Below are 25929 nucleotides of genomic sequence, written 5' to 3' on the forward strand. Positions count from 1 at the left end.
AATAAAAAAGACTCTATGTGCAGAGTCTTCACTTGGTTGCCAGGAGTCTAGTTATCACGTACTTCGAGGTAACGCTCAAGCTTGCGTTTGACACGCTGAAGTGCATTATCGATAGATTTGACATGTCTGCAGAGATCGACAGCAATCTCCTGATAGGAGCGTCCATCGAGATAAAGCATCAGAACTTTGCGTTCCAGCTCACTCAGAATTTCGGACATTTTGTCCTCGAGACCGGTGAATTCCTCTTTGTTGATAACCAGTTCTTCCGGATCGGATACCTGTGAGCCACAAATGACGTCAAGCAGCGTACGGTCGGAATCTTCGTCATAGATCGGTTTGTCCAGGGACACATACGAGTTCAGCGGGATATGCTTTTGCCGTGTAGCCGTCTTGATTGCCGTAATGATCTGACGGGTAATGCACAGCTCGGCAAACACCTTGAACGAAGACATCTTGTCATTCTTGAAGTCGCGGATGGATTTATACAGGCCGATCATGCCTTCCTGTACAATATCCTCGCGATCCGCACCAATAAGAAAATAAGATCGGGCTTTTGCACGCACAAAATTTTTGTACTTGGTAATCAAGTACTCCAAGGCTTCGGAATCGCCTTGCCGGACGGCTTCTACAAGATCTTCATCGCTCTGGTAATCGTATGGTGACACCATAATATCTTTGAGGTCGACACTCACAAACAATCCCTCCGGTTGCAACGCAAGGTCTCCGTTACCCTATAAAATATAGCCCAAGTATATATTATGTAACCTCACATAGTCAACCGTATTTGTCGCCTGTAACGCTGTAGCAGCAGCATTTTTCATCTTTTTTTGATAAAAGAGAACGCAGGTTCGCAAGTAAGCTGTCATTGCGGTGACAACTCACTCTCCCCTGCGCCATTTTTCAAACAAATACCGCTGCTGCGGACTGAGTTTTCCATCCAGTGTATTGCGTGAACCCTGCTCCCGCTGTTCCCGAATTCGCTGGGCAATTTCCCTTTCGCTGATCTGCACTTCAATCAGCAGCTCTCTGGCAGACACCCGCAGCGCTCCCTGTCCAAATACGACGTGCTGTTCAGCCAGATCGCTGGTAGCGACATAGATCTGCCGGCGGCGGTGGGACAACTCGCCGACAAAACGTTCAATCGCTTCATCGGCGGTTTCCTTTTCCTTGGTAAAGTACATCTCGACTTTACCCTGCTCATACGATTTGCCCAGCCCCGGAACACGGTAGGCATCAAAAACCGCGATGACTCTTCTTCCCGAGTAGGCCTGATAATTAGCCAGACGTTCCAGCAGCCGGTTGCGTGCTTCGTTCAGCCCGATCTCCGACAATTCCACAAGTTCAGGCCAGGAACCGATCATATTATAACCATCGACCAGAAGAACATCCCGCAGATCGGCCATACGGTCTAACCGAGCGACTGCCGGCGGCGCAGTACTTCGTACATGACCACTCCTGCAGCTACTGAAGCATTAAGCGAGTTGATCTTACCCTTCATCGGCAGTTGAACGAGTACATCGCACTTCTCCCGGATCAATCGGCCCATGCCTTTGCCTTCGTTACCGATCACAATCGCTACCGGTCCATTGAAGATATCCGCCTCGTACAGACTGCTGTCGGTATCCACATCGGTTCCGGCTACCCATACTCCCTGTTCCTTGAGACGGTCGATCGTCTGGCCGATATTGGTTACACGGGCTACAGGCACATACTCCACAGCACCGGCAGATGTTTTGGATACCGTTGCTGTGATACCTGCTGAACGCCGCTTGGGAATAATCACGCCGTGAACACCCGTACAATCTGCCGTACGCAGTATCGAACCGAGGTTATGCGGATCTTCGATCTCGTCCAGCAGCAGGATGAACGGAGGTTCTCCCTTGGCCGCTGCCGCTGCCAGGATATCCTCTACCTCTGCATATTCGTAAGGAGCAGCCTGGGCGATAACGCCCTGATGCTGTACACCCGGTACGAAAGTATCCAGCTTGCGCTTGTCGACGTACTGGACTACGATTCCGCGCTGCTTGGCTTCTGCGAGAATCGGCTGTACGAGATTTTTCTGGGAGCCTTCGGCGATCCAGATTTTATTAATGCTTCTGCCGGCCCGAAGCGCTTCGGTAACCGAGTGCTTGCCGGCGATGTATTCTTCTTCCATTGTGTTTCCTCCTGTAGAACGCATTATGCCTACATGTCCATTACCCTTTTTGGAGGGAATTGCTTCTGTATCATAGGGTTCCTGTCTGAATAGATGAATGCAGCAGTTTAAGTCTTCTGCTCCAGATGTTGAATGCCTCGGGTAATCAGTTCTTCAATTCGTGCTTGTTCGCCTTTGTAATACAGGTAGCCGAGCAGGCATTCCCAGGCAGTGGCATACCGGTAATCGATAACACTGGCGTTTTTGGGTACGCTGCCGGATTTGGCATTGCGTCCATGACGGACGACATTGGCCTCTTCTTCGGTAAGTTCGGGTTCCAAATGCTGCAGCATTCGCGCCTGTGCACCCGCCGAGACGAATCCGGTGGACATGCGGTGCAAATGGTTTGGACGCAGATTTTTACCGGAAATCAGGTACTGCCGGACAGCCACTTCATGGATTGCATCTCCCATATACGCAAGTGCCAGCGGTGGCAGCTGCTCCGCCGGCTTGGACGGAGCGAACGGAAACCATCCGTGTTGATAATCATTTTCTGGAGGATTCATAGATATTGCCTCCTGTTCATTTACGACGCCATCTCATGCCCTGCGGCGTGTCTTCCAGAACAATGCCCTGTGCAGACAGCAAATCGCGGATCTCATCGGCTCTTGCCCAGTTTTTGCTGCTGCGCGCTTCGATGCGCTCGGCAATCAGCTGTTCCACTTCTTCGTCGAGAAGCTGTTCTTCTTCCCAGTACAGACGCAGCACTTCATTCATTTCGTCAAATGCCTGAAGCAGGGCTTCCAGAGAAGCTTTTTGTACGACTTCACGCTGCAGCAGCAGGTTTGCTTCGTTGACCCATTCAAAAATTGCCGTAATCGCATCCGGTGTATTGAAGTCATCCTGCATTTTCTCATGGAACAGACCGCGGATTTTCTCTATGCGGCTGATCAGTTCAGCATCTGCCGGAGAAGAAGTATCGGATGCGGACAGACGGTGCTTCACATTGCTGACTGCGTTAGCGATACGCTCAATGCTATTCTCGGCCTGTGTCATCGTATCGTCCGTATAGTTGAGCGGATTGCGATAATGGGTGGACAGCATCAGATAGCGGATCGCAGCGGGCTTGTGGTCTCTGCGCAGGTCTTTGACAAGAATCCCGTTGCCCAGCGACTTGGACATTTTCTCGTCGTCAATCCGGATAAAGCCGTTATGCATCCAATAGTTGGACAAAGGCTTGCCGGTAACGGATTCCGACTGGGCGCATTCGCACTCATGATGGGGGAACTGAAGATCCTGTCCGCCACCGTGAATATCAAGCGTATCTCCCAGATAGTGGCGTGCCATCGCGGAGCACTCGATATGCCAGCCCGGACGCCCTTGGCCCCAAGGACTTTCCCAGAAGATCTCGCCCGGCTTGGCCGCTTTCCACAGTACAAAGTCTTCCGGATTTTCTTTGCGCTTGTCGACTTCGATCCGGATACCAAATTGCAGTTCATCCAGCTTCTGATGAGACAGTTTGCCGTAGGAAGCAAATTTGCGGGTACGGAAGTATACATCGCCTTCTTTTGGATAGGCATAGCCGAGTTCGACCAGCTTATCGATAAACTGGATAATAATATCCATGTTCTCCGTTACACGCGGATGAATGGTGGCACGGCGGATACCGAGACCTTCCAGATCTTCAAAATAAGCTGCAATAAAGCGCTCTGCCACTTCGGGCACGGTTGTGTTCATTTCTTCCGCTTTGCGGATCAGCTTGTCATCCACATCGGTGAAGTTGACTACATAATCCACTTTGTACTGCTGGTTCTCCAGGTAGCTGCGCACTACATCAAAGAAGATCATCGGACGGGCATTACCGATATGGATGTAGTCATATACGGTCGGTCCGCACACGTACATTTTGACCTCACCTGGTGTGAGGCTGACGAACTGTTCTTTCATGCGAGTCATTGTGTTATAAATTTGCAATGGCATACTCTCATCCCTTCTCTGTGTCCATGTATATTGCAATGATTACGAAGAATGTCTGCTGCTATTCGGCTTGATTCCATTTTCCGGTTCCAGCTGCTTTTTGAGCTGTTCGATCTCGATCTGCAGCTCAGCCAGTCTGGCGGCTACCGGATCGGGCATCTGGTGGCTGAGCCGGTCGGCTTTTTTGCCGTCCTGGATCACGATTTTGCCGGGGATTCCGACTACCGTGCTATTGGGCGGCACTTCCCGCAGAACCACCGAATTGGAGCCGATATTGGAATTGGAGCCGACGGTAAAGGAACCGAGCACCTTGGCGCCGGAGCCGATTACGACGTTATTGCCGATCGTCGGGTGACGCTTGCCTTTTTCCTTGCCTGTACCCCCGAGTGTGACACCCTGATAAATAAGCACATCGTCTCCAATCTCGCAGGTCTCTCCAATCACGACCCCCATGCCATGATCGATAAACAGACGACTGCCAATGGTTGCACCCGGGTGAATCTCAATCCCCGTCATAAATCGGCTTCCCTGGGAAATGATACGAGCGACGGTAAACCATCTTTTACAGTAAAACCAGTGGGCCAAACGGTGGGCCCAAATCGCATGCAATCCCGAATAGGTGAATATGACCTCAAACCAGCTGCGCGCTGCCGGATCATTATCGAATACAGCGCGAATATCGGACCTCATATTTTTCAGCATGAATTCTTCCCCTCTTTGCTTGCGCCTCATTAAAAAACGCCTCCACAGCCAGTTAAGGCTGCAGAGGCGTCTTCTTACGCGGTTCCACTCTGCTTGGGCAGAATCTGTACTCCCGAACCGGAAAAGGCCAGGCAGAATCGTCCAACTTGTGCAGTCTGTAACGTAAGACCAGACGGCAAAATCTACTGCTATCCCTATGCTTTCGTTCAAATTGAATGAAAGCAAGCGGAAAAGGTTCGACTTTGCAGCTCACAGGTGCATGTTCAGCCTGTTTGAAGTGGATGATTTCCAGCCACCCGTGAATGTTCTTGCTCACAGGGTCATCCTCTCTGGGACTTCATATTCAGGCTTACTTTTCCTGCTCAATGCCGTTATATCCATATGTTATACATTTAAGTTTTAAATTATCTGTCAGGTGATCATTATAACGGACTCTACCTGATTAAACAATATGAATTATTGCGGCGGCTTGATGCCATTTGGAAATTATGATCCTTTGATCTGGGATTCCAGACGCTCGATCACCCGGTCGCGGCCCAGCAGATATACGGTATGATTCAGGTCACGTCCATGCATTTCGCCTGTCAGTGCCACACGGATCGGCATGAACAGCTGCTTGCCTTTATAGCCGGTCTCTTTTTGCACTTCCTTGATCATGGCAGCGGCGTGGGAAGGGCTGAATTCGCTGGAAGAACGAATTTTATTCAGCAGGGCTTCCAGAACGGTTTTGACATGCTCTTCAGCCAGAATCTGCTGTTCTTCTTGGCCGAGTTCCACGTGTGTACGGAAGAACATTTCGGACAGTTCCACAATATCGGAAGCCGATACCATCTGTTCCTGATAAAGGGCAACCAGATCATGCGCCCACTGCTGCTGCTCTTCGCTCAGCTCTGCCGGCAGGCGTCCTGCTTTTTGCAGATGCGGGATAGCCATCGCTGCGATACGGTCGGTATCGGCTTTTTTGATGTACACGTTGTTCAGATGAGCCAGCTTGTTGGTATCGAATACCGCCGGGCTCTTGGACAGACGCTTGGCATCAAAGATCTTGATCAGTTCTTCGCGGGAGAAGATTTCTTCTTCGCCTTCCGGAGACCAGCCCAGCAGCACGATAAAGTTAAACAGTGCTTCCGGCAGGTAGCCCAGCTGATCATACTGCTCGATAAACTGGATAATGGATTCGTCGCGTTTGCTGAGCTTTTTGTGATTCTCATTGACGATCAGGGTCATATGACCGAACTGCGGCGGTTCCCAGCCAAGCGCTTCATAGATCATCAGCTGACGAGGAGTATTGGATACATGATCTTCCCCGCGTAGTACATGCGAGATTTTCATCAGATAATCGTCTAGTACAACGGCAAAGTTGTATGTCGGGATGCCATCTTTCTTCACGATAACAAAGTCTCCGGTATCTTCCGTAGTAAAGGAGATCTCGCCTTTGACGATATCGTTGAACGTATACGTTTTGTTCTCCGGTACACGGAAACGCACGCTCGGTACACGGCCTTCCGCTTCAAAAGCAGCGCACTGCTCCGGTGTCAGATCGCGATGCTTGCCGGAATAACGCGGCGTCTCGCCACGGGCGATCTGCTCTTCGCGTTCCTGCTCCAGCTCTTCCTCGGTGCAGTAACATTTGTAGGCCAGACCGCGATCCAGCAGATCCTGCCAGTACTGACGGTAGATATCCAGACGCTCGGTCTGGCGGTAAGGTCCGTATTCGCCGCCGATATCAATACTTTCATCCCAGTCGATACCGAGCCATTTCAGATAGGACAGCTGGTTCTCTTCACCGCCGGCCACGTTGCGTTTTACATCCGTATCCTCAATCCGGATCACAAATTTACCACCCTGACTGCGGGCAAACAGATAATTGAACAATGCGGTACGAGCGTTACCGATATGCAAATGTCCGGTTGGACTCGGCGCATAACGTACGCGAACTTCAGTAGACATAATAGTATTCCTCCTTAAGCTTGATAGCTTTTGCTTGATTACTCTTTGATCAGACAAACAACCGCCTGGGCAGCGATTCCTTCACCACGACCGGTGAAGCCCAGCTGTTCGGTTGTTGTTGCCTTGACATTCACCTGGTCGATCTCTGCATCCAGTGCTTTGGCGATCACTTCGACCATCTGCGGAATATAAGGTGCCATTTTGGGCTTCTGGGCAATAATCGTAGCATCCACATTGCCCAGGCGATAACCGCGTTCACGGATCATTTGCCAGATATGAAGCAGCAGCTCGAGGCTGTCCGCATCCTTGAATTCCGGATCGGTATCGGGAAAATGCTTGCCGATATCGCCCATGGCGAGTGCACCCAGAATCGCATCGGTAATCGTATGCAGCAGTACATCCGCATCCGAATGACCGAGCAGTCCTTTTTCATAAGGGATTGTTACACCGCCGATGATGCACGGTCTTCCCTCCACCAGTTGGTGTACATCAAATCCCTGTCCTATACGAATCATATCTGTCCCTCTCCCTTGCGTTCCAGTAAATAAGCAGCATAATCCAGATCATCCGGCGTGGTAATCTTCATATTCGTATAGCTGCCTTCCACGACAGCTACCGTCACTCCCAGACGTTCCACCAGCATCGAGTCATCCGTTCCACGGAATCCCTGCTGTTCAGCCTGCTGATGAGCCTCCAGCAGCTGACTGCGGCGGAAAGTCTGCGGTGTCTGAATCGCCCACAGACTGCTGCGATCCGGTGTACCGGTAATATGCCTGTCTGCATTCACCTGCTTGATCGTGTCCTTGACTGGCACTGCCAGTACCGAAGCTCCTGCTGACACTGCCGTATCATAACACTGACGGATATGTTCCTCCGTTATAAAAGGACGTACACCATCATGTACCATCACCCACTCGGTGGTCAGATGCTGGAGGCCGCGCAGGACAGATTCCTGGCGATCATGGCCTCCTGCTGTCACATGGACCACCTTGCTCAATTTGTACTGTCTGATCCAATCCTCGCAGCGCTGAACATCCTCTGTACCTGTAACCATGACGATCTCATCCACTACGGATGAACGTTCAAAAACCTCCAGCGTATGTATGATAATCGGCTTTTCCTGAAGTCTCAGGTACTGCTTGCTCTCTGTCGTGCCCATACGTGAGCCTTTGCCCGCTGCTACAACTACTACACCAGCCTTATTCGTCATAATCCCCATCCTTATCCTTCCAGTCCGCCACCTGCTGCATCGATGCCAGGCGTCTCAAATCCCATTTCTTAATAATATACCCGTCTGCACTCGCAGCACAACAATTATTAGGAATGGGAGCGCTATACCCCCCGGTACCGATAGGGACAAGAGTCCTGTGCAACTACTGGCCCGAAATATGTGGTTTGGCAAATATCATTTTACCATTGGCTGTCTGCAGGGCGCTGGTAACGACCACTTCGACAGTATTCCCTATATATTCACGCCCATGCTCTACGACAATCATGGTGCCATCATCCAGATAAGCGATCCCCTGTCCCTGTTCCTTGCCCGCTTTGGTCACATGGACCAGCAGCAGCTCACCGGCGACGAGCTGCTGCTTGAGCAGGGAAGCCAGCTGGTTCACATTGAGTACGCGGATCTGATGCAGCTCACAGATCTTTTGCAGGTTGATATCATTGGTCAATAATACGGCCTGCCGGGTAAGCGCCAGCTGGACGAGCCGATCATCCACACCCAGATTATCCGGAAAATCAGTGGCAGTCATCTCCATCTCGATTCCGCCTATCTGACGCAGGCGATTGAGCATATCCAGTCCCCTTTTGCCTCGCTGGCGCCGCAGGATATCGGCAGAATCGGCAAGCAGCTGCAGCTCATACAGAACAAAATCAGGGATCAGCAGCTTACCTTCCAGAAATCCCGCCTGAATAATATGCTCGATTCTGCCGTCGATTATGATATTGGTATCCGTGATTTTGGCAGGAATGAGGCTGCTCAACTGTTTCTGCTGTACCTGCTGCGTCTTCGGTTCTGTGGATTCAGTGGGTTCAGGCTGCAATGACCTGATGAGCATTATATTATGCAGCCCCTGTGTTACTTCTGCCGCTCTGTCACTGCCTATCCGCAGTCCGACATAGCCAAATACCAGCATCAGCAGAGAGCGGATGATCTCATAACCGGGCTCCCACCAGGAGACAAGAAACGAACCCAACACGCCTGTTGTCCAGCCGATCAGCAGACCTGTTGTCATCAGGACAAGCTGTATGGTCGATATTCTCTCTCCGGATGCAGGTCTACTGCTGACCCGAATTAGCAGCCTTCGTGCTCCCCAGCACAATCCGGCAATGACGCTTGCCAGTATAATCAGGTTAGCTGCCGTCTGGGCTGGCTGCCCTTCATTGTAAAATAAACTGCCGCCCTGTTGCATCCATTGCTCCAGCATATCTCTCTCTCCTTTTGATCGTTTTATAGTGATTCAGGCATAAAAAAAAGCATTTATCCCCCGGTAAACCAGAGAAATAAATGCTTCTTTATTCATCATATCATGCGATCATCTTAACGAAGTGATTCTTTGGAAGAATTATCATCGTCCTGATGATTGCGACGGCGGATCAGCCGACGAATATTTTGTTGAAATCCGTATAACGCATACACTGCGAGCGGTACAAAGATCAGTTTGGAGACCTGATCCGGGAACATGATCGCAATGATGACTGCTGCTGCGACCACAAAAGGTGCCAGCCATAGTGCTTTGCGCGGAATACCGACTTTTTTGAAATTCGGGTATTTGACCCGGCTGACCATCAGATAGGACAGGATTAATGTACTGATCACCATATACGGTGTAGAGACTTCATTATGAAATAGTGATAAGGTCGCCAGTACGCCACCTGCTGCCGGAATCGGCAAACCGGTGAAATAGCCGGGCACCCCTGCTTTTACATTGAATCGTGCCAGACGCATCGCGCCGCACATCGGGAAAATCAGCGAAGCAGAGACTGCGAGCACCGGATTAATATCATGAAAGGAAATACTGTACATGATAATAATAGGCGCTACACCGAATGATACAAGATCAGACAGCGAATCAAGCTCTTTTCCCAGCTCACTCTGGGCATTCAGCGCTCTTGCCATACGGCCATCAAGACCGTCCATTAACATTGCTACAATTACCATGATCGCTGCCAGACTATAGTTCTCATTCAACGACAGTAAAATAGCCACCATTCCAAGTCCCAGGTTAAACAGCGTACACAGGTTTGGAATTGATTTTGTTATCATTTTGTCACCTCAAAGATGGATATATTAACCAATTAACTTTACGATTCTAACGTGTTTAGATTTGTCTGTCAATAAATACTTGCTCCTGAATGCGCTCCAGGCCTGCACGTATCGTTCTTGCCCGTACTTCACCAATGCCATCCACTTCGTCCAGTTCTTCAATACTTGCACCGATGACCTGATGCAATGCCTCAAAACGTTCGACCAAATTATTGATAATTACATTTGGCAAGCGTGGAATTTTGCTCAGCACACGATATCCGCGAGCATGTACCACTTCTTCGGACTGTGCAATCGCCACGGGATAACCCAGCATTTTGACAACCTGCGTGACATCCATCAGTTCATTATCGGTAATCCGCTTAAGGTTATTCACAATATCATTCAGCTTGTCTTCACTGCAGTCGCGTCCATAGTCCTTGAGCAGCAGGCGGAATTCTTCTTCCGTATTGCCGACCATCTCTTCCATCTGCATGGAGATCAACCGGCCTTCGGTTCCGAGCTCTGTAATATAGCGGCTGATCTCCGTCTGAATACGCAGTACCATCTCCACCCGCTGAATCACACCAGCCACTTCGGAAATGGTGACCATCTGTTCGAATTCGGAAGCGGTCAGGTTCGTCAGCGCCTGACCCAGTACTACCTGATAACGATCCAGTGTCTGAATCGCCTGGTTGGCCTTGGTCAGGATGACGCCGATCTCCTTGAGCGCATAACGCAAATTGCCTTTATACAAAGTAATAATGTTACGGCGCTGCGAGATGGAAATGACCAGCTCTCCCGTCTGTTTGGCTACCCGCTCTGCCGTACGGTGGCGAATCCCCGTCTCGATCGAGGAGATCGAAGAATCAGGAATCAGCTGCGTATTCGCATACAGGATTCGCTTTAAATCACTACTTAGAATAATAGCGCCGTCCATCTTGGCCAGCTCGTACAAATAGTTGGGAGAAAATTCGCAATCGATGGAAAAACCGCCATCCACCACTTCCATTAACTGAGAAGTTGAACCAACTACGATAAGTCCGCCTGTTTTGGCACGAAGCACGTTGTCGAGTCCGTCCCGGAAAGCCGTTCCCGGCGCTACCATTTTCAGCAGGCGATTAATTTTCTCTGCTTGACTGATTTCCTTCATTCTCTGTTCCCCCTAATCCAACGCAGCCTTTAATGCTTCCGCTACCGTATTTACACCGATTAATTGAATGTCTTTGGGATGCTTCCATCCCTTGAGGCTTTTCTCCGGTAAAATAACCCGTTTGAATCCCAGCTTGGCCGCTTCCTTGACCCGCTGCTCCGCTCTGGATACAGCCCGTACCTCACCAGTCAGACCAATTTCTCCAAAAATCACGTCATCCGGCTTGGTAGGCGCATCCCGGAAACTGGAAGCAAGACTGACCGCAATTGCCAAATCAACAGCCGGTTCATCCAGTTTGACACCGCCGGCCACATTGAGATAGGCATCCTGGTTTTGCAGGAACATACCCATCCGCTTTTCCAGTACAGCGATAATCAGCGCGAGTCGGTTATTATCCACGCCTGTACCCATCCGCCGTGGTGACGGGAAATGGGTCGCGGCAACCAGCGCCTGCAGCTCGACCAGCATTGGGCGTGTACCTTCCATGCTGGCCACCACTGTCGAACCGGCTGCGCCCATTGCCCGTTCCGACAGAAACAATTCCGAAGGATTGGATACTTCCGTCAATCCTTCTTCATGCATTTCAAAAATACCCATCTCGTTCGTCGAACCAAATCGGTTCTTCACCGCACGCAAAATCCGGTACGTATGATGACGTTCGCCTTCAAAATACAGCACGCAGTCCACCATATGCTCCAGCATCCGCGGACCGGCAATCGCGCCTTCCTTGGTCACATGACCTACGAGAACCGTGGCAATACCGCGTATTTTGGCTACCCGCATAAATCGTGAAGTACATTCACGCACCTGCGATACACTGCCGGGTGCACTGGTCACTTCCGGCTGATACACTGTCTGAATGGAGTCGATGACCAGGAAATTGGGATTCAGGTTATCGATCGCTTCTTCGATCAGATCCATATTACTTTCACAAAGTACAAAAAGCTCATCCGACAGCGCATCCAGCCGCTCGGCACGCAGCTTGGTCTGCCGTACGGATTCCTCACCGGACACATACAGTACCCGCAGCCCTTTCTGGGTTAGTGCATGAGACGTCTGCAGCAGCAGTGTGGATTTACCGATACCCGGATCGCCACCTACGAGCACGAGTGAGCCCGGTACAACACCGCCACCCAGCACCCGGTTCAGCTCCTGGATTCCCGTTTGAATCCGCGGCTCTTTGCCGGATTCAATCTCTGTGATAGCCTGCGGTTTTTGCTTGGTCTGGAACAGGGAGGAATTCATTCCCTGCGTCTTTACCGCAGCGCTTTCCTTTTCTTCAACCATGGTGTTCCAGGCCTGGCATCCCGGACACTTGCCATACCATTTTGGAGATTCATATCCACAATCCGTACAGAAAAATTTCGTTTTTACCTTAGCCATGAACGTCCCTTTCTATATATACGTTAACCGTACAGTTAACATCTCATATCTTTTTATCGTATTGCAATGTTTTGAATTTTACATTCTATTCTATTATAACATTAAAAAGGTTGATTCCGCGGGCGATTTTGCCTTTGGAATCAACCTTTATTTATACGCTATATCCGTCTGCAGAATTCCATTTCATCGAAAAATGGACACCTGCACTACTTATAAATTAGCTTCGTTGGCAGATACACTGTCCGCCTGAGTGGCAGGATCTACCTTGTTTACAGTCAATGCGCCGTCTTTCTCGTCGATCAGCAGAGTATCGCCTTTGGTGACGCTGCCGGTCAGCAGTTCTTCGGATAGACGGTCCTCGATATGCTTCTGGATCGCCCGGCGAAGCGGACGTGCACCGTAGGCAGGATCGAATCCTTCTTTGGCCAGGAATGCTTTGGCACTCGCAGTCAAGGTAAAGTCGATCTCATACTCACGCAGACGCTTGCGCAGCTCTTCGGACATGAGTGTTACGATCTCGGCGATGTGTTTCTCTTCCAGAGAGTGGAATACGATCACATCATCAATACGGTTCAGGAACTCTGGACGGAAGTGGCGTTTCAGTTCATCCGTCACTTTGCCCTTCATGTTGTTGTACTCTGCACCCGAATCGAGTGTTGCGGTAAAGCCGAGTGTAGTGTTCCGGCGGATCGCTTCAGCACCGACGTTGGAAGTCAGAATGATCAGCGTATTACGGAAATCGACAACACGGCCTTTGGAATCGGTCAGACGACCATCTTCCAACACCTGCAGCAGGATGTTAAATACTTCCGGGTGAGCTTTCTCGATCTCATCCAGCAGGACAACAGAGTATGGTTTACGGCGAACTTTCTCGGTCAGCTGGCCGCCTTCTTCATAACCCACATATCCTGGAGGCGCTCCGACCAGACGGGACGTGGAATGTTTCTCCATGTATTCGGACATATCGATCCGGATAATGGCATTTTCGTCACCGAACATGGATTCTGCAAGCGCACGGGCAAGCTCGGTTTTACCAACCCCTGTAGGACCGAGGAAGATAAAGGAACCCATTGGACGCTTTGGATCTTTGAGGCCGGCACGGGCACGGCGGATCGCACGGCTGACAGCCACAACAGCTTCGTCCTGGCCGATTACACGCTCATGCAGCAGACTTTCCATATTGAGCAGGCGGTCGGTCTCTTCTTCCTTGAGTTTGGTTACCGGGATACCTGTCCAGTTGGCTACGATATCCGCAATATCCTCCGGTGTTACTTCAGAGTCGGTACGACCCTGTTTTTCTTTCCATTGGTTTTTGGTAGTATCCAGCTCTTCACGGATTTTCTGCTCGGTATCACGCAGAGCAGCCGCTTTTTCGAATTCCTGGCTTTGAACAGCAGCGTCTTTTTCCTTGCGGATGTCTTCCAGACGGCTTTCCAGCTGCTTCAGATTAGGCGGCACGGTGTAAGAGTTCAGCCTTACTTTGGAACCCGCTTCATCGATCAGGTCAATCGCTTTATCCGGCAGGAAGCGGTCCGTAATATAACGGTCGGACAGCTTGACTGCCTGTTCGATCGCTTCATCCGTAATTTTCACGCGGTGATGGGCTTCATAACGATCACGCAGACCCATAAGAATCTGTACAGCTTCACTTGGAGAAGGCTGATCTACCGTGATTGGTTGGAAACGACGTTCCAGAGCCGCATCTTTTTCGATATATTTACGATATTCGTCCAGTGTAGTCGCACCGATACATTGCAGCTCGCCACGGGCCAGAGACGGTTTGAGGATGTTGGATGCATCAATTGCACCTTCCGCTCCACCGGCACCGATCAATGTATGCAGCTCATCAATGAACAGTACGATATTGCCTGCCTGACGAATCTCGTCCATGATTTTTTTGAGGCGGTCTTCGAACTCACCGCGGTATTTGGTTCCGGCTACGACAGAACCCATATCCAGCGTCATAACACGCTTGTCACGAAGTGTCTCCGGAATCTCGTTGTTGATAATTTTTTGGGCAAGACCTTCGGCGATGGCCGTTTTACCAACACCCGGCTCACCGATCAGTACCGGATTGTTCTTGGTACGACGGCTCAGTACCTGAATAACACGCTCAATTTCCTTGCTACGGCCAATTACCGGATCCAGATTGCTATCCTTGGCAATGGCAGTCAGATCGCGCGCCAGGCTGTCCAGTGTAGGTGTGCTAACATTAGCAGGTGTACCATGGTGGCTGGATACCGCTTCATTGCTGCCGAGCAGCTGCAGTACCTGCTGACGTGCCTTGTTCAGGCTGATACCCAGATTGTTGAGCACTCTGGCTGCGACGCCTTCTCCTTCACGGATCAGACCGAGCAGAATATGCTCTGTGCCTACATAGGTGTGACCAAGCTTGCGCGCTTCGTCCATAGACAGCTCGATCACTTTTTTGGCACGGGGAGTGTACGCAATATTGGTAGGCTGCTCCTGCCCTCTGCCAATCAGGGATTCCACTTCATCCTGAATTTTTTCAAGTCCAAGACCCAGACCGATCAGTGCTTTGGCAGCGATGCCTTCACCTTCACGAATCAATCCAAGCAAAATATGCTCTGTACCGATGTTATTGTGACCGAGACGAACTGCTTCTTCCTGAGCCAAAGCCAGAACTTTTTGAGCTCGCTCCGTAAATCTACCAAACATCATATTCAAGCACCTCCACGGTTTAGTCTTCTACGTGTATATTACCCAATTTATCGCGGATCAGCTGCGCCCGGTACATATCGCGTTCTCCTGATCCCATTTTAACACCGAAAGTTTTCTGAAGGAAACCCGGTTGTGTCATAATCATTAACTCGTTCATCTGCGTAACCGATGTTTTATCAATCAGTCCGAGATCCACCCCGAGACGGACATCGGAGATACGCTGAAAAGCTTCCTTGGAATCCATCATGGTCGCATAACAGAGAATTCCGTAAGAGCGCATGATCCGGTCCGTAATACGCAATCTTGACTCGGTCAGCAGACGGTTGCGGGCATGCTGCTCGTACTCGATAATTTGAAGTACTACGCTGCGCAGGTTATCAATAATCTCTTCTTCGGACAGCCCCAGTGTAATCTGGTTGGAAATCTGAAAAATATTACCGATCGCCTCACTGCCTTCACCATACAACCCCCGTACGGCAAGTCCGACCTGCGAGACTGCCGACAATATGCGGCCCACCTGATTCATGATTGCCAGCGCCGGCAGATGCAGCATCACCGAAGCGCGCAGCCCGGTTCCCATATTCGTAGGACAGCTGGTCATGTATCCGCGGTGAGTATCAAACGCATAGTTAACGGCCTTTTCAAAAGCATCGTCAATTGCTGAGGCACGCTCCCACGCTTCCTGAAGCTGAAATCCCGGATACAGACACTGAATCCGCAGATGATCCTCTTCATTCAGCATGATGCTTACCGACTCATCCTCGGCCAACAGCACGGCTCCTGCTCTGGAGTCATTAATAAGGCTCGGACTGATCAGATGCTTTTCCATCAGTACTTCCTTATCCACATCGTCCAGTTCCTTGAGTATAATCGGCTCAAACGGGCCGACACTCTGTACGGGCTCGCTGCTTAATGCTCCAATAAGCTGCCCCTGTACTTCTTCCGCCTGTTCGGCAGAAGCTACGATGGGAAACGGGTGCTGAACCAGATTGCGTGCAATACGCACCCTGCTGCTGATCACAACATCCGAATGATCTCCGCCTTCTTTCATCCATTCACTCAAAGGCTTCTCGGTAAAACGGAGATTCGGCATACGACATTCCTCCTTACGACTCCTGTGAAATTTGCTTTTCCAGTCCGCGGATCTGATCTCTCAGCTCTGCAGCCTGTTCAAATTCCTCATCAGCAATGCTCTTCTGCAGCTGCTGCTTGAGCTCATGCATCTGCTGTCTGATCTTGATCTGGACTCCTGCACGGCCAGGCAGTTTGCCGGTATGAGCGGTACTGCCGTGTACTCGCTTGAGCAGCGGGTCCAGCTTGTCATCAAATGTCTTGTAACAGGAACTGCAGCCAAAACGCCCCAGCTTGCGGAATTGCGTATAGGTCATTCCGCATTCCGGACATTGTAATTCCTGTACAGCCGGTCCGGGAACCTGCCCTTTGTTGCTGGAATCAAAGTCCATTAATCCGGACAGCAGATTATGAATGGAAAATCCTCCGGATGTACCCGGAATCAATTCACCCTTTTCACGGGCACAATGTTCGCAAATATGAAATTCCGTTTTTTCCCCATTTACGATCTTGGTAAAATGAAGAGTAGCCGGTCTCTTTTGACATTCCTGACAGACCATCAAAATTACCCCCTTCGCCAGATGATCAGGAACCAAGCAGTGAAATCAGCATGGCCTTCATCATCCTTGCACGGACTTCATCCCGGTAGGGAAGATTAATTGAAATGACATCCCGGCATACGACAGAACGCATCAGCTCGGCTTCACGCTTGGAGATCAGCCTTGCTTCCAGCAGCTGGTAAATAAGCCCTTCTGCGGCTACCTGACTCATGTTCTGACCGATACTTTCGTGAATATGCGTATGGATCGTAGAATGACCGGGCAGTTCGATACGCCGTATGCGGATATATCCCCCGCCTCCCCGCTTGCTTTCGACGAGGTACCCTTTTTCCAGGGTAAAGCGGGTACTGATTACATAATTGATCTGCGAAGGAACGCAAGAGAACTGGTCAGCCAGATCATTGCGCTGAATCTCGATCGCTCCTTCACCTTCCTGAAGTATCCGTTTTAAATATTGTTCGATAATGTCGGAGATATTACGCATTGTATCCTCCTCCATGTATAGTTAAACCTGCAAACATGAATTCGCCAATGATAATATCAAAGTCCACATAAATATCACTTAACCATAAATTTCATGGTCAGAAACGAACGTTCGTCATAAACTGTACGACATTCGGAACAGATCATTCCTTTGCAGGATCACATCCATTCTACAGGCAGATATACTGGCGCAATTGTTCGCTGACTTTGACTTTCTTTGACTTTATAATATTATACCATAAAATCCCGTTTTGCCAATAGCAGACGGGAGATCTTTGCGGTTGTTTTATATGCCGTCTTGACGTTATTCCTCCCATCCAGTACACTAGCACAAATAAATATTATGAAACGGCCATTGAAAGGAATCCAACCTGGAGGCGTTCTCGTCAAGGAACAGCGGCAAGTGACAGACATGACGCTGTATCCCTAAGTTAAACGGTATTCGCCCGTTATCGCGAAACCTGAGCGGATCGGAGTCGACATGTACTCCGGTCAAGTTGGGTGGCACCGCGAGCAGAACGCTCCTCGTCCCAAGTTGATGAGGAGCGTTCTTTGTGTTTTTTCAGAATCCATGGCAGTGAACAGCATTGCCTATTTGAAAAGGAGCGAACCACCTATGCTGGATATTCAGTACATTCGACAGAATGCCGACACCCTTCAGGAAATTGCCAACAAAAAGCATATCCAAATCTCCATTGCAGAGCTGCTGGAACAGCATCAGCTGCGCAGTCACACTCTGCAGGAGATCGAACAGCTGCGTCAGCAGCGCAACACACTCACCCGCGGAATCAGCGAGCAGATCCGTACATCGGCTGATACAGCCGAAGAGATGAAGCAGCGGGTCAGGGACATTAACGTCCAGCTGCAGAAGCTGGAGCAGCAGGCCAGTCAGGTGCTTGAGAAATATGATGCTCTGATGGCGATCGTTCCCAATACGGTATCGCCGGACACACCGGATGGAGAGTCTGACGAAGATAACGTACTGCTGCGGCAGATCGGTATGCCGCCAGTGTTTACTTTTCCTGCGAGGGATCATATCGAGCTGGGCGAACTGCACGACATGATCGACACTGCGCGCGGGGTCAAAGTCAGCGGCAGCCGTCATTATTATCTGAAAGGTAACGGTGTGCTGCTGCACCGTGCCGTCCAGCAGCTTGCCTTTGACCTGTTAATGGGCAAAGGATATACTCCGCTGGAAGTTCCTCTAATGGTTCGCGGCTCGGCTCTGCACCATACGGCCTTTTTCCCGCTGGGCATGGATCAGACATTCCGGATCGGGCAGGAAGATCACTGGCTCACCGGTACTTCCGAAGTGGCGCTTGTGTCGTATTATCAAAATGAGATCATTGATCTGGCGGAAGGTCCGATTCGTCTCGCGGCTGCCTCGCAGAGCTTTCGCAGTGAAGTAGGCTCGGCAGGACGGGATGTGCGCGGATTGTACCGTGTGCATCAATTTGCCAAAGTCGAACAGGTTGTCCTTTGCGAAGCCAATCCCGAAGTCTCAGAACGTATTCATCAGGAAATTACAGCCAATGCAGAAGAATTGCTGCAGCTGCTGGAGCTGCCTTATCAGGTCGTAGCGGTATGCGTCGGCGACATGTCCCAAAAAACCTACAAACAGTATGATATCGAAACCTGGATGCCCGGGCGGCAAGCATACGGGGAGACTCACTCTTCGTCGAATCTGCATGATTTCCAGGCTCGCCGCGCCAACATCCGCTATCGTACAGAAGCCGGAGAGCTGCGATTCTGTCATACGCTCAATAATACGGCAGTAGCGTCGCCGCGTATTCTGATTCCTCTGCTGGAGAACCATCAGCAGGAAGACGGCAGCATTTATATACCTGCCGCCCTGCGTCCTTATATGAACGGGATGGAATTGCTGGCTGCCCCACCTGTCACGATTAACTGAATAGAGCTTGGATAGTTTGCTTTGCCTTATTACACAGTGAATCCTATTGTACGTTTAAAAGGAGCCTCCATCAGGAAAGCTCCTTTTAAACGTATCTATCAACAGCTGTCTACGAAATGAAATATCACCCTTTGACCGAACCGGCAGCCAGTCCTTCGACAATCCGGTTGCTCAGCAGCAAAAAGGCGATCAGTATGGGAAGAATGCTAATCATCAGTGTAGCCCCGATCGCTCCCCAGTCTGTCAGATATTGCCCCACAAAATTATTCACCCCTACCGTCAACGTTTTCCAGCGGTCCGAGCTGATAAATGTATTCACAAATACAAACTCATTCCAGTTATAAATCATATTGATAATCGCTGTGGTGGCAAGCACGGGCGTCGTCAGCGGCAGCACAATCCGGAAAAAGATCCGGTGCACCGAGCAGCCATCCATTACGCCCGCTTCCTCAATCTCGCGCGGAATGGCTTGGTAAAACCCGAGCAAAATCATAATTGTCACCGGCAGATTAAAAGCCGTGTACGATAAAAGGACCGAAAGCGGATTGTCGATCAGATGCACATGTTTAAAAAAGTTAAACAGCGGGATCAATGTGGAATGTAGCGGAATCATCAACCCCACAATAAACAATCCCAGCACGAACTTGCTCCATTTCCAATTCATTCTTGTAATCGCAAAAGTCACAAAGCTGGCCAGCACAATCGTTAACAGAACAGCCACCACGGTATACCAGACACTGTTGAAAAAATACAGATTAATATGGCCCTGGCTCCATACTTTTGGATAATTGGACCATTGCGGATGCTGAGGCAGCGCAAATGGTGACATACCGAATACTTCCTGATTCGTTTTCAGTGAAAATAAAAGCAGCCAGAACAGCGGGTAGATCTGGATAACCGCCAGTATCCCAAGAATCAGATAAAGTACACCAAAACCGAGACGACTCCCAAAGGATGCTTTGACCCGTGTATCCTGGACAGTGTCGGACCCTTTATGTGCGGCAAATTCATTCATTATGTTCATCCACTCCCTCAGTATTGGACATCTTCGCCCGATGTGGTCAGTTTGCGGATCAGCCAGGTCATCAGCAGACAGATCAGCAGCAGGGCAAAGCCGATCGCACTGCCATAGCCGAAATTGTATTTGCTGAACGCTTCACCATACATATAGGAGGCCATCACTTCACTCGCATGATTCGGCCCGCCGCCGGTCATCACAAAGATCAGGTCAAAATATTTCAGGGAACCGACCAGCGCCAGTATAATCGTAACTTTGAATACCGGAGCAATCAGCGGCAATTTGATTCGGGTAGCTACTTGCCATGGTGTTGCACCATCGATTGTAGCGGCTTCCATCACTTCTTCCGGTACATTTTTAAGAGCGGCATAATAAATGATGATGTAAAATCCGGCATACTGCCATACAATCGGTACAAAGATGGCAAACAGTACAATATTCGGATCGGACAACCAGAGCGGCGGGTTTTGTACACCCATGCTGATCAGCAAATGATTGATTATGCCATTGGATGGATCATAGATTTTGGACCACAGCTGGGCAATCGCTACCGAGGATAGCAGCATGGGAATCAGATAGATTTTGCGGAACAGATTGGCACCCTTGATCCGGCTGGCCAGTACCATCGATACAGCCAGATAGATCAGCAGACTGAGTGTGGAGCAGATGCCGAGCAGTACGGAATGATAGGTGCTTTTCCAGAACATTGAATCATGAATGAGCTTGTTGTAATTACCCAGACCGATAAACTTCATCGGTGCAAAGCCTTTCCAGTCCATCATGCCATAGTAACCGGTAAGCACCAGGGGAATATAAATGATAATCAGAATCAGAATCAGCGCCGGTAGTACATACAGCGCAATCGCACTCCTGTTGGACATGACAGCTTTCACAAGCATTCCTCCTCCTGACAGTGGGGAAGGCAGCTCAGTCACCTTCCACCATTCAATCACAAAACACGTATGGTACAGCATTCGCATTCGTCAAAATAAGCCTTCCGGCTATGGAGAGATAATCAGTATCCAGAATATACGAACTTATTCAGTACGGTATAGTTTTTACCTCTTCATCTATAAAGCAACCTTTGCGGATAGTGACCCATAATCAGCACTCACCATCATCGACACCGTGCTAATTGCTTTCTTCCGCCAGTGCAGCCGCGGTCTGCTGGACAAATTGCTGTGGTGTGATCTGTTTGCCAAACAGGGCAGCAATCAGGTCATGATGCAGTTCGGCCACATTTGGACTGGCCTGGGTGTCAAAATAAGTAGTGACGTTGGAAGCGGTGCTCAGGTCTTTCAAAATCTCTACATACATCGGATCCAGCTTTTTGCCGTCCGTGTCCACTTTGGTAGCGGGAATGACGCCTGCATCAGTGACCGATTTGTCACCCCACTCTTTGACCAGAAAAGCCGCAAAATCCTTGGCCTGTTCTTTCACCTCGGAATTCTCTGCCACGAACAGCCCAACGCCCGGTCCGCCGACATAGCTGTTGATGTCTGTTCCTTTGCCGCCTTCATACAGCGGGAACTTGAAATAACCGATTTTGTCCTTGAATGCCTGCGGAACATCCGGACTGGTAGTATAATTCGGCAGCTCCCATGTTGCTGTTAGGAACATGGCCGCCTGCTCGTTCATAAAATACCCTTTGGCTTCATCGTTGGACAGACCGCTGTTTCCTTTCTCAAATGTATTCATGTCCACCAGACTCTGTACTTCCGTAGCCGCCTGGACAATCGCCGGATCGTCAAAGCTGCGCTTACCCTGGATAACGTCGGTCAGAATCGTTGGCCCGCCGATCCGGTCCACCAGATACATAAACCAGAATGAGCCCGGCCAGCCTTCCTTATTGCCTACTGCAGCTGGAATCACCTTATTGTCATTCAGCGTTTTGACGATATTTTCGAGTTCACTGTATGTTTTGGGCACTTGGAGATTATATTTTTTGAATAATTCCTTATTGTAGAAAATGTATGAAATATTCAGTTCGAGCGGCATACCATACGTTTTGCCATCGATCGCATAAGATTCTTTGACACCCGGAATAAAGTTGTCTTTCAAATTGGCATCGATCACATCATCCAATGGTGTAAAGAGCTGTCCTTCCACATAAGGCTTGAGAAACCCATCCGACCAGGTCATGCCTACATCGGGAAGTTCATTGGAGGAAGCCAATACTTTCAGCTTTTCACGATACTGATCGTTCCCGAGAATCTCAGTCTGGATCTTGATATCCGGGTGCTGCTTCTCGTAATCCTGTATGATCTCATTCACAATCGTATACTGCGCATTGGAGCTGCCTTCCGGCCATAAATGCATAAACTTGATTACGGTCTGCCCACTGCCGCCACCCTGGCTTCCACTTGCACTCTCCCCCGTCGAATTACATCCTGCAAGAGCAACAGACAACATCATCAATAAAGCCAGCACAATAGGAAGCGCTTTCTTTTTGGTCAATGAAACTACCTCCTTCATCGGTTTATAGCCGTATGACTATAGATTCAGTCTAACAGCTGGCTCCGATGCACATAAGGCAACAGCGATTGGTAAAAATTCTCTTTTTATTGGAGGTTTGGTATATGAATGGTATAAGAGTAGACCGCCTGCTTTTTGTTTAGTGGATCGACTTGCGGTAGCTGCTCGGGGTAATGCCTTCACTTTCCTTAAAAATTTTAATAAAGTACTTGGCGGTACGATATCCGGACTGCTCGGCGATATCTCCAACCGGCAGACTGGTCGAAATCAACAGCTCTTTGGCACGCTGGATACGTTGACGAGTCACATACTCGCTAAAAGTCAGATGTACCTGCTCCTTGAACAGCACACTCAGATAACTGGGATTAAGATGTACATGATCTGCCAGTTCCTTCAGTGTAAGGTCTTCCTCCAGATGGGTATCAATATAGTGCAGGACAGAGCGTACCCGTTCAGTAGCCGTCTGACTTTGCTCATTGACCTGAACCAGCCGGTTATCCACGACTTTCTCGACAATAATGGCTCGAGTCTGCTTCTCCTCGACCTGCAGAGCAATCTCTACAGCAGCGATCAGATCCGTTTTGCTGATCGGCTTGAGCAGATAATTCACCACACCCAGCCGAATCGCTTCCTGGGCATAGACAAATTCCGAATACGCCGAAATCAAGATCACGACCGGCGACAAACCATGCTCTTGAATATTTCGCAGCATCGTCAGTCCACTCATCTCCGGCATCCGTATATCGGTAAGCAGCACATGAACGTTCTGCATCTTCATGATTCCGATCGCTTCCTCTCCATCTGCTGCTATCACGATCCGGTAGCTGCCATCACACCATTGATCCAGAATCTTTTTCATTCCCTGCCGTGTACGCGGCTCATCATCGACAATCAGAATGGTCTTGGCATACATAATGCTGATCCCCCTTTGGTTCCATGTGTTGGATTACCTGTATTAATTCCACGTATATTGATTCCACATATCGGATTACCTGTACTCATGATTACCAGAACGCTGTTATTTAGCTTAATGGATCTGCAACTCAATATACTTGTAGCTAATCTTAATATACTGGTCGTTTAATAAGCCCGCAGCTTAACTGCTGTATTTTTAATGGAACTGTATCGGAATTGCCAAAGAAATGCAGGTTCCCTGGTTCAGCTTGCTTTCTATCCGCAGCGGATCGATCAGATCAGGAAAATACAGTGTCAGCCGCTGATAGACATTGGATAATGCAATCCCGCTGCCTGTCCCTTCATCCGGGTGACGGACAATTCCTCCCGAGCGCATAGCGTGCCGGATCTCTTCCAATGTGGTATCATCCATTCCGGGACCGTCATCCTGTACATCGATATACAGCAGCCCAGCCTCTTGATTCGGTCTTACCAGCACACGGACTGTGCAATCTCCTTTTTTATTGCCCGCTCCATGCAGGATCGCATTTTCCACCAGGGGCTGAATCAGCAGACGAGGGATGCGTACCTGTGATACGTCTGGCGGCATATCCATCTGATAATGCAGCCGCTCACCAAAACGCATTTGCATAACTTCCATATAATTATCGATATGGCGAATCTCCTGCTGCAGCTGTACCCACTCATCCCCCTCCTGTCGACTGATCGTATAACGAAACAGATTAGACATGGCTACGACCTGTTCGGCCAGCTCTTCCTGATCCCGATCTTCCAGCGACCAGCGCAGTGCATCCAGCGCATTGAACAGAAAATGGGGATTAATCTGCGCCTGCAGTGCCTTGAGCTCGCTGCGGCTGCGGGTGATCTCTTTCTCATATACCATCTGGATCAGATGATTGGTTTCTTTTACCAGCTGATTATACGTGCTATTCAACTCATTGATTTCATTGACCGCATGTATCTCCGGATTGACCGTCAGCGGCCCTTCAATCGCCTGCTGCATTGTTCGCGTCAGCCGCAGAATCGGCTTGGTAATAATAGTCGACAGCAGATAGGAACAAATGAAAAAAATAAGAATTCCAATAATCCCTGCATATATGATCCCCGTACGCAGCACATCAATACTCTTATAGAGAGCGCTTACAGGAGTGAGAATCAAAACGGTCCAACCTGTTACCATCGATTGCTGTCTGGCCATAATATACCGCTGATTTTCCAGCTCAACGATAGGCATCTGCTGTGGATGATGAATAATGTTCGTTAGCGGCCCTTTATAATTGGAACTGATCGTCTCCATATGCTGTCCCAGCAAAAGGGAATACTGATCGGTCTTCGCAGCAGGCTGCTGATTCGCAAACTGAAAGTAATATCGGTACATGCTGACGAGTAAATACCCACCAGTGCTGTAGTTGCGATCCATTAAATTCACACGCCGGATAGCCAGAAAATAATTCCGGTCGGTCGAATCATTACCAATCCACACCAGACGTCCTCCTGCTTGATCCGCTTTGGCAATCCATTCTTTGGTGACTCGTCTGGATAGACTCCCATCATCCAGAGGCAAAACCCTTTCCAGCTGCTTCGTATATAATTCAAACGACGAAATACCATCCGAATTGGCCTGAATTGTATTCACAATTCCTTTTAAATTCTGGCGTTCCTTAAAGGAGACAGGATCATTGTAGTATTTGCGAAGCAGTACATTTTGTACATTCTGGTTGGTGGTCACCAGCTTGGACACCATATTAATTTGTTCATATAGGGACTCAAACCGCCCATTCGCCTCTACAGCCACCTGCTGAATCTGATGCTCGGTATGATCCTGCAGCATGGAAGAGATCGGCCGAAAGGTCATGACACTTACAATCAACAGCACAATGACCATGACCACTAAAAAAACAAACAATACCTGATTGCGCAGCGTATTCCATTTTCTCAATAAAGACAGCATCCCATCGCCTTTCCTTCCTGATTCATGCATTTATGTACAAATAAATATACAATTAAAGGTAAGAATAACAGAAAGTTAGGTATTAGAAAATAAGCCAATCGCAAAAGAAACGATGCTTATGCTCTCCTATGTCTCTAAAGTCTCTACAGTTTCTAAAATAAATAAAATCTATGCAAAAAAGACGCTATCCAGTTGGATAACGTCTTTCTTTTCGTCGCTTGGCAACGTCCTACTCTCCCAGGACCCTGCGGTCCAAGTACCATCGGCGCTGGAGGGCTTAACGGTCGTGTTCGGGATGGGTACGTGTGGAACC

The 25929-nt window shown here is 49.4% G+C and carries 23 protein-coding genes and 1 rRNA gene (1 of these 24 cut by a window edge); 1 reads left to right on the top strand and 23 read right to left on the bottom strand.

Annotated features, from left to right (window positions below; genetic code table 11):
- Positions 1-47: 47 nt before the first annotated feature.
- The 17 genes from sigH to WH45_RS05305 all read right to left on the bottom strand — a co-directional run bounded on the left by sigH (position 48) and on the right by WH45_RS05305 (position 17346).
- Positions 48-692 (bottom strand): RNA polymerase sporulation sigma factor SigH, encoded by a 645-nt coding sequence (gene sigH, locus WH45_RS05225; protein ID WP_046213357.1) that lies wholly within the window; start codon positions 690-692, stop codon positions 48-50.
- Between the two features lie 186 nt (positions 693-878).
- Complete coding sequence (locus WH45_RS05230) at positions 879-1403, bottom strand: NYN domain-containing protein (RefSeq protein ID WP_046213358.1); 525 nt, start codon at positions 1401-1403, stop codon at positions 879-881.
- Positions 1404-1408: 5 nt separating this feature from the next.
- Complete coding sequence (gene rlmB / locus WH45_RS05235; RefSeq protein ID WP_046213359.1) at positions 1409-2155, bottom strand: 23S rRNA (guanosine(2251)-2'-O)-methyltransferase RlmB; 747 nt, start codon at positions 2153-2155, stop codon at positions 1409-1411.
- 107 nt (positions 2156-2262) lie between these two features.
- On the bottom strand, positions 2263-2700 hold the full coding sequence (locus WH45_RS05240; protein ID WP_046213360.1) for a Mini-ribonuclease 3: 438 nt from the start codon (positions 2698-2700) through the stop codon (positions 2263-2265).
- Between the two features lie 16 nt (positions 2701-2716).
- Complete coding sequence (cysS, locus tag WH45_RS05245) at positions 2717-4114, bottom strand: cysteine--tRNA ligase (RefSeq protein ID WP_046213361.1); 1398 nt, start codon at positions 4112-4114, stop codon at positions 2717-2719.
- Between the two features lie 39 nt (positions 4115-4153).
- Positions 4154-4813, bottom strand: a complete 660-nt coding sequence (cysE, locus tag WH45_RS05250) for a serine O-acetyltransferase (RefSeq protein ID WP_046213631.1) — start codon at positions 4811-4813, stop codon at positions 4154-4156.
- Positions 4814-5299: 486 nt separating this feature from the next.
- Complete coding sequence (gene gltX, locus WH45_RS05255; RefSeq protein WP_046213362.1) at positions 5300-6763, bottom strand: glutamate--tRNA ligase; 1464 nt, start codon at positions 6761-6763, stop codon at positions 5300-5302.
- A gap of 38 nt (positions 6764-6801) precedes the next feature.
- Positions 6802-7278, bottom strand: a complete 477-nt coding sequence (ispF, locus tag WH45_RS05260; RefSeq protein WP_046213363.1) for a 2-C-methyl-D-erythritol 2,4-cyclodiphosphate synthase — start codon at positions 7276-7278, stop codon at positions 6802-6804.
- Positions 7275-7973 (bottom strand): 2-C-methyl-D-erythritol 4-phosphate cytidylyltransferase, encoded by a 699-nt coding sequence (ispD, locus tag WH45_RS05265; protein ID WP_046213632.1) that lies wholly within the window; start codon positions 7971-7973, stop codon positions 7275-7277. Before ispD ends, ispF begins: the two co-directional genes overlap by 4 nt.
- A 163-nt stretch (positions 7974-8136) precedes the next feature.
- A complete protein-coding gene (locus WH45_RS05270; protein ID WP_052723627.1) occupies positions 8137-9195 on the bottom strand; it encodes a PIN/TRAM domain-containing protein in 1059 nt (352 codons plus the stop codon).
- 113 nt (positions 9196-9308) lie between these two features.
- Positions 9309-10034 (bottom strand): CDP-diacylglycerol--serine O-phosphatidyltransferase, encoded by a 726-nt coding sequence (gene pssA, locus WH45_RS05275; protein ID WP_046213364.1) that lies wholly within the window; start codon positions 10032-10034, stop codon positions 9309-9311.
- 55 nt (positions 10035-10089) lie between these two features.
- A complete protein-coding gene (gene disA, locus WH45_RS05280) occupies positions 10090-11166 on the bottom strand; it encodes a DNA integrity scanning diadenylate cyclase DisA (RefSeq protein ID WP_046213365.1) in 1077 nt (358 codons plus the stop codon).
- 12 nt (positions 11167-11178) lie between these two features.
- Positions 11179-12549, bottom strand: coding sequence for a DNA repair protein RadA (gene radA / locus WH45_RS05285; protein ID WP_046213366.1), 1371 nt, complete (start codon positions 12547-12549; stop codon positions 11179-11181).
- Between the two features lie 210 nt (positions 12550-12759).
- Positions 12760-15231, bottom strand: coding sequence for an ATP-dependent protease ATP-binding subunit ClpC (gene clpC, locus WH45_RS05290; RefSeq protein WP_046213367.1), 2472 nt, complete (start codon positions 15229-15231; stop codon positions 12760-12762).
- 19 nt (positions 15232-15250) lie between these two features.
- Positions 15251-16324 carry a protein arginine kinase gene (locus WH45_RS05295; RefSeq protein WP_046213368.1) on the bottom strand — a complete coding sequence of 358 codons (1074 nt, stop codon included), beginning with the start codon at positions 16322-16324 and terminating at the stop codon, positions 15251-15253.
- Positions 16325-16337: 13 nt separating this feature from the next.
- Positions 16338-16862, bottom strand: a complete 525-nt coding sequence (locus WH45_RS05300) for a UvrB/UvrC motif-containing protein (RefSeq protein ID WP_046213369.1) — start codon at positions 16860-16862, stop codon at positions 16338-16340.
- Between the two features lie 25 nt (positions 16863-16887).
- Positions 16888-17346: a CtsR family transcriptional regulator gene (locus WH45_RS05305; protein ID WP_046213370.1), complete on the bottom strand. Its 459-nt coding sequence runs from the start codon at positions 17344-17346 to the stop codon at positions 16888-16890.
- A gap of 615 nt (positions 17347-17961) precedes the next feature.
- Between WH45_RS05305 and serS the strand changes: the two genes are divergently transcribed.
- Positions 17962-19257, top strand: coding sequence for a serine--tRNA ligase (gene serS, locus WH45_RS05310; RefSeq protein WP_046213371.1), 1296 nt, complete (start codon positions 17962-17964; stop codon positions 19255-19257).
- A 124-nt stretch (positions 19258-19381) separates the two neighbouring features.
- Here the strand turns inward: serS and WH45_RS05315 are convergent, their stop codons facing one another.
- The 6 genes from WH45_RS05315 to rrf form a co-directional block, all read right to left on the bottom strand.
- Positions 19382-20272, bottom strand: a complete 891-nt coding sequence (locus WH45_RS05315) for a carbohydrate ABC transporter permease (protein WP_046213372.1) — start codon at positions 20270-20272, stop codon at positions 19382-19384.
- A 17-nt stretch (positions 20273-20289) separates the two neighbouring features.
- A complete protein-coding gene (locus tag WH45_RS05320; protein ID WP_152663489.1) occupies positions 20290-21168 on the bottom strand; it encodes a carbohydrate ABC transporter permease in 879 nt (292 codons plus the stop codon).
- A gap of 238 nt (positions 21169-21406) precedes the next feature.
- The gene (locus tag WH45_RS05325) at positions 21407-22690 is read right to left on the bottom strand and encodes an extracellular solute-binding protein (protein ID WP_407668016.1); all 1284 of its coding nucleotides are present in this window, start codon (positions 22688-22690) and stop codon (positions 21407-21409) included.
- Between the two features lie 199 nt (positions 22691-22889).
- The gene (locus tag WH45_RS05330; protein WP_046213375.1) at positions 22890-23663 is read right to left on the bottom strand and encodes a response regulator transcription factor; all 774 of its coding nucleotides are present in this window, start codon (positions 23661-23663) and stop codon (positions 22890-22892) included.
- A 198-nt stretch (positions 23664-23861) separates the two neighbouring features.
- Positions 23862-25604 (bottom strand): sensor histidine kinase, encoded by a 1743-nt coding sequence (locus tag WH45_RS05335; RefSeq protein ID WP_407668014.1) that lies wholly within the window; start codon positions 25602-25604, stop codon positions 23862-23864.
- A gap of 228 nt (positions 25605-25832) precedes the next feature.
- Positions 25833-25929 (bottom strand): 5S ribosomal RNA (rrf, locus tag WH45_RS05340) (it continues 20 nt past the right edge of the window).

It is taken from the genome of Paenibacillus wulumuqiensis (assembly GCF_000971965.1).
GTDB lineage: Bacteria > Bacillota > Bacilli > Paenibacillales > Paenibacillaceae > Saccharibacillus > Saccharibacillus wulumuqiensis.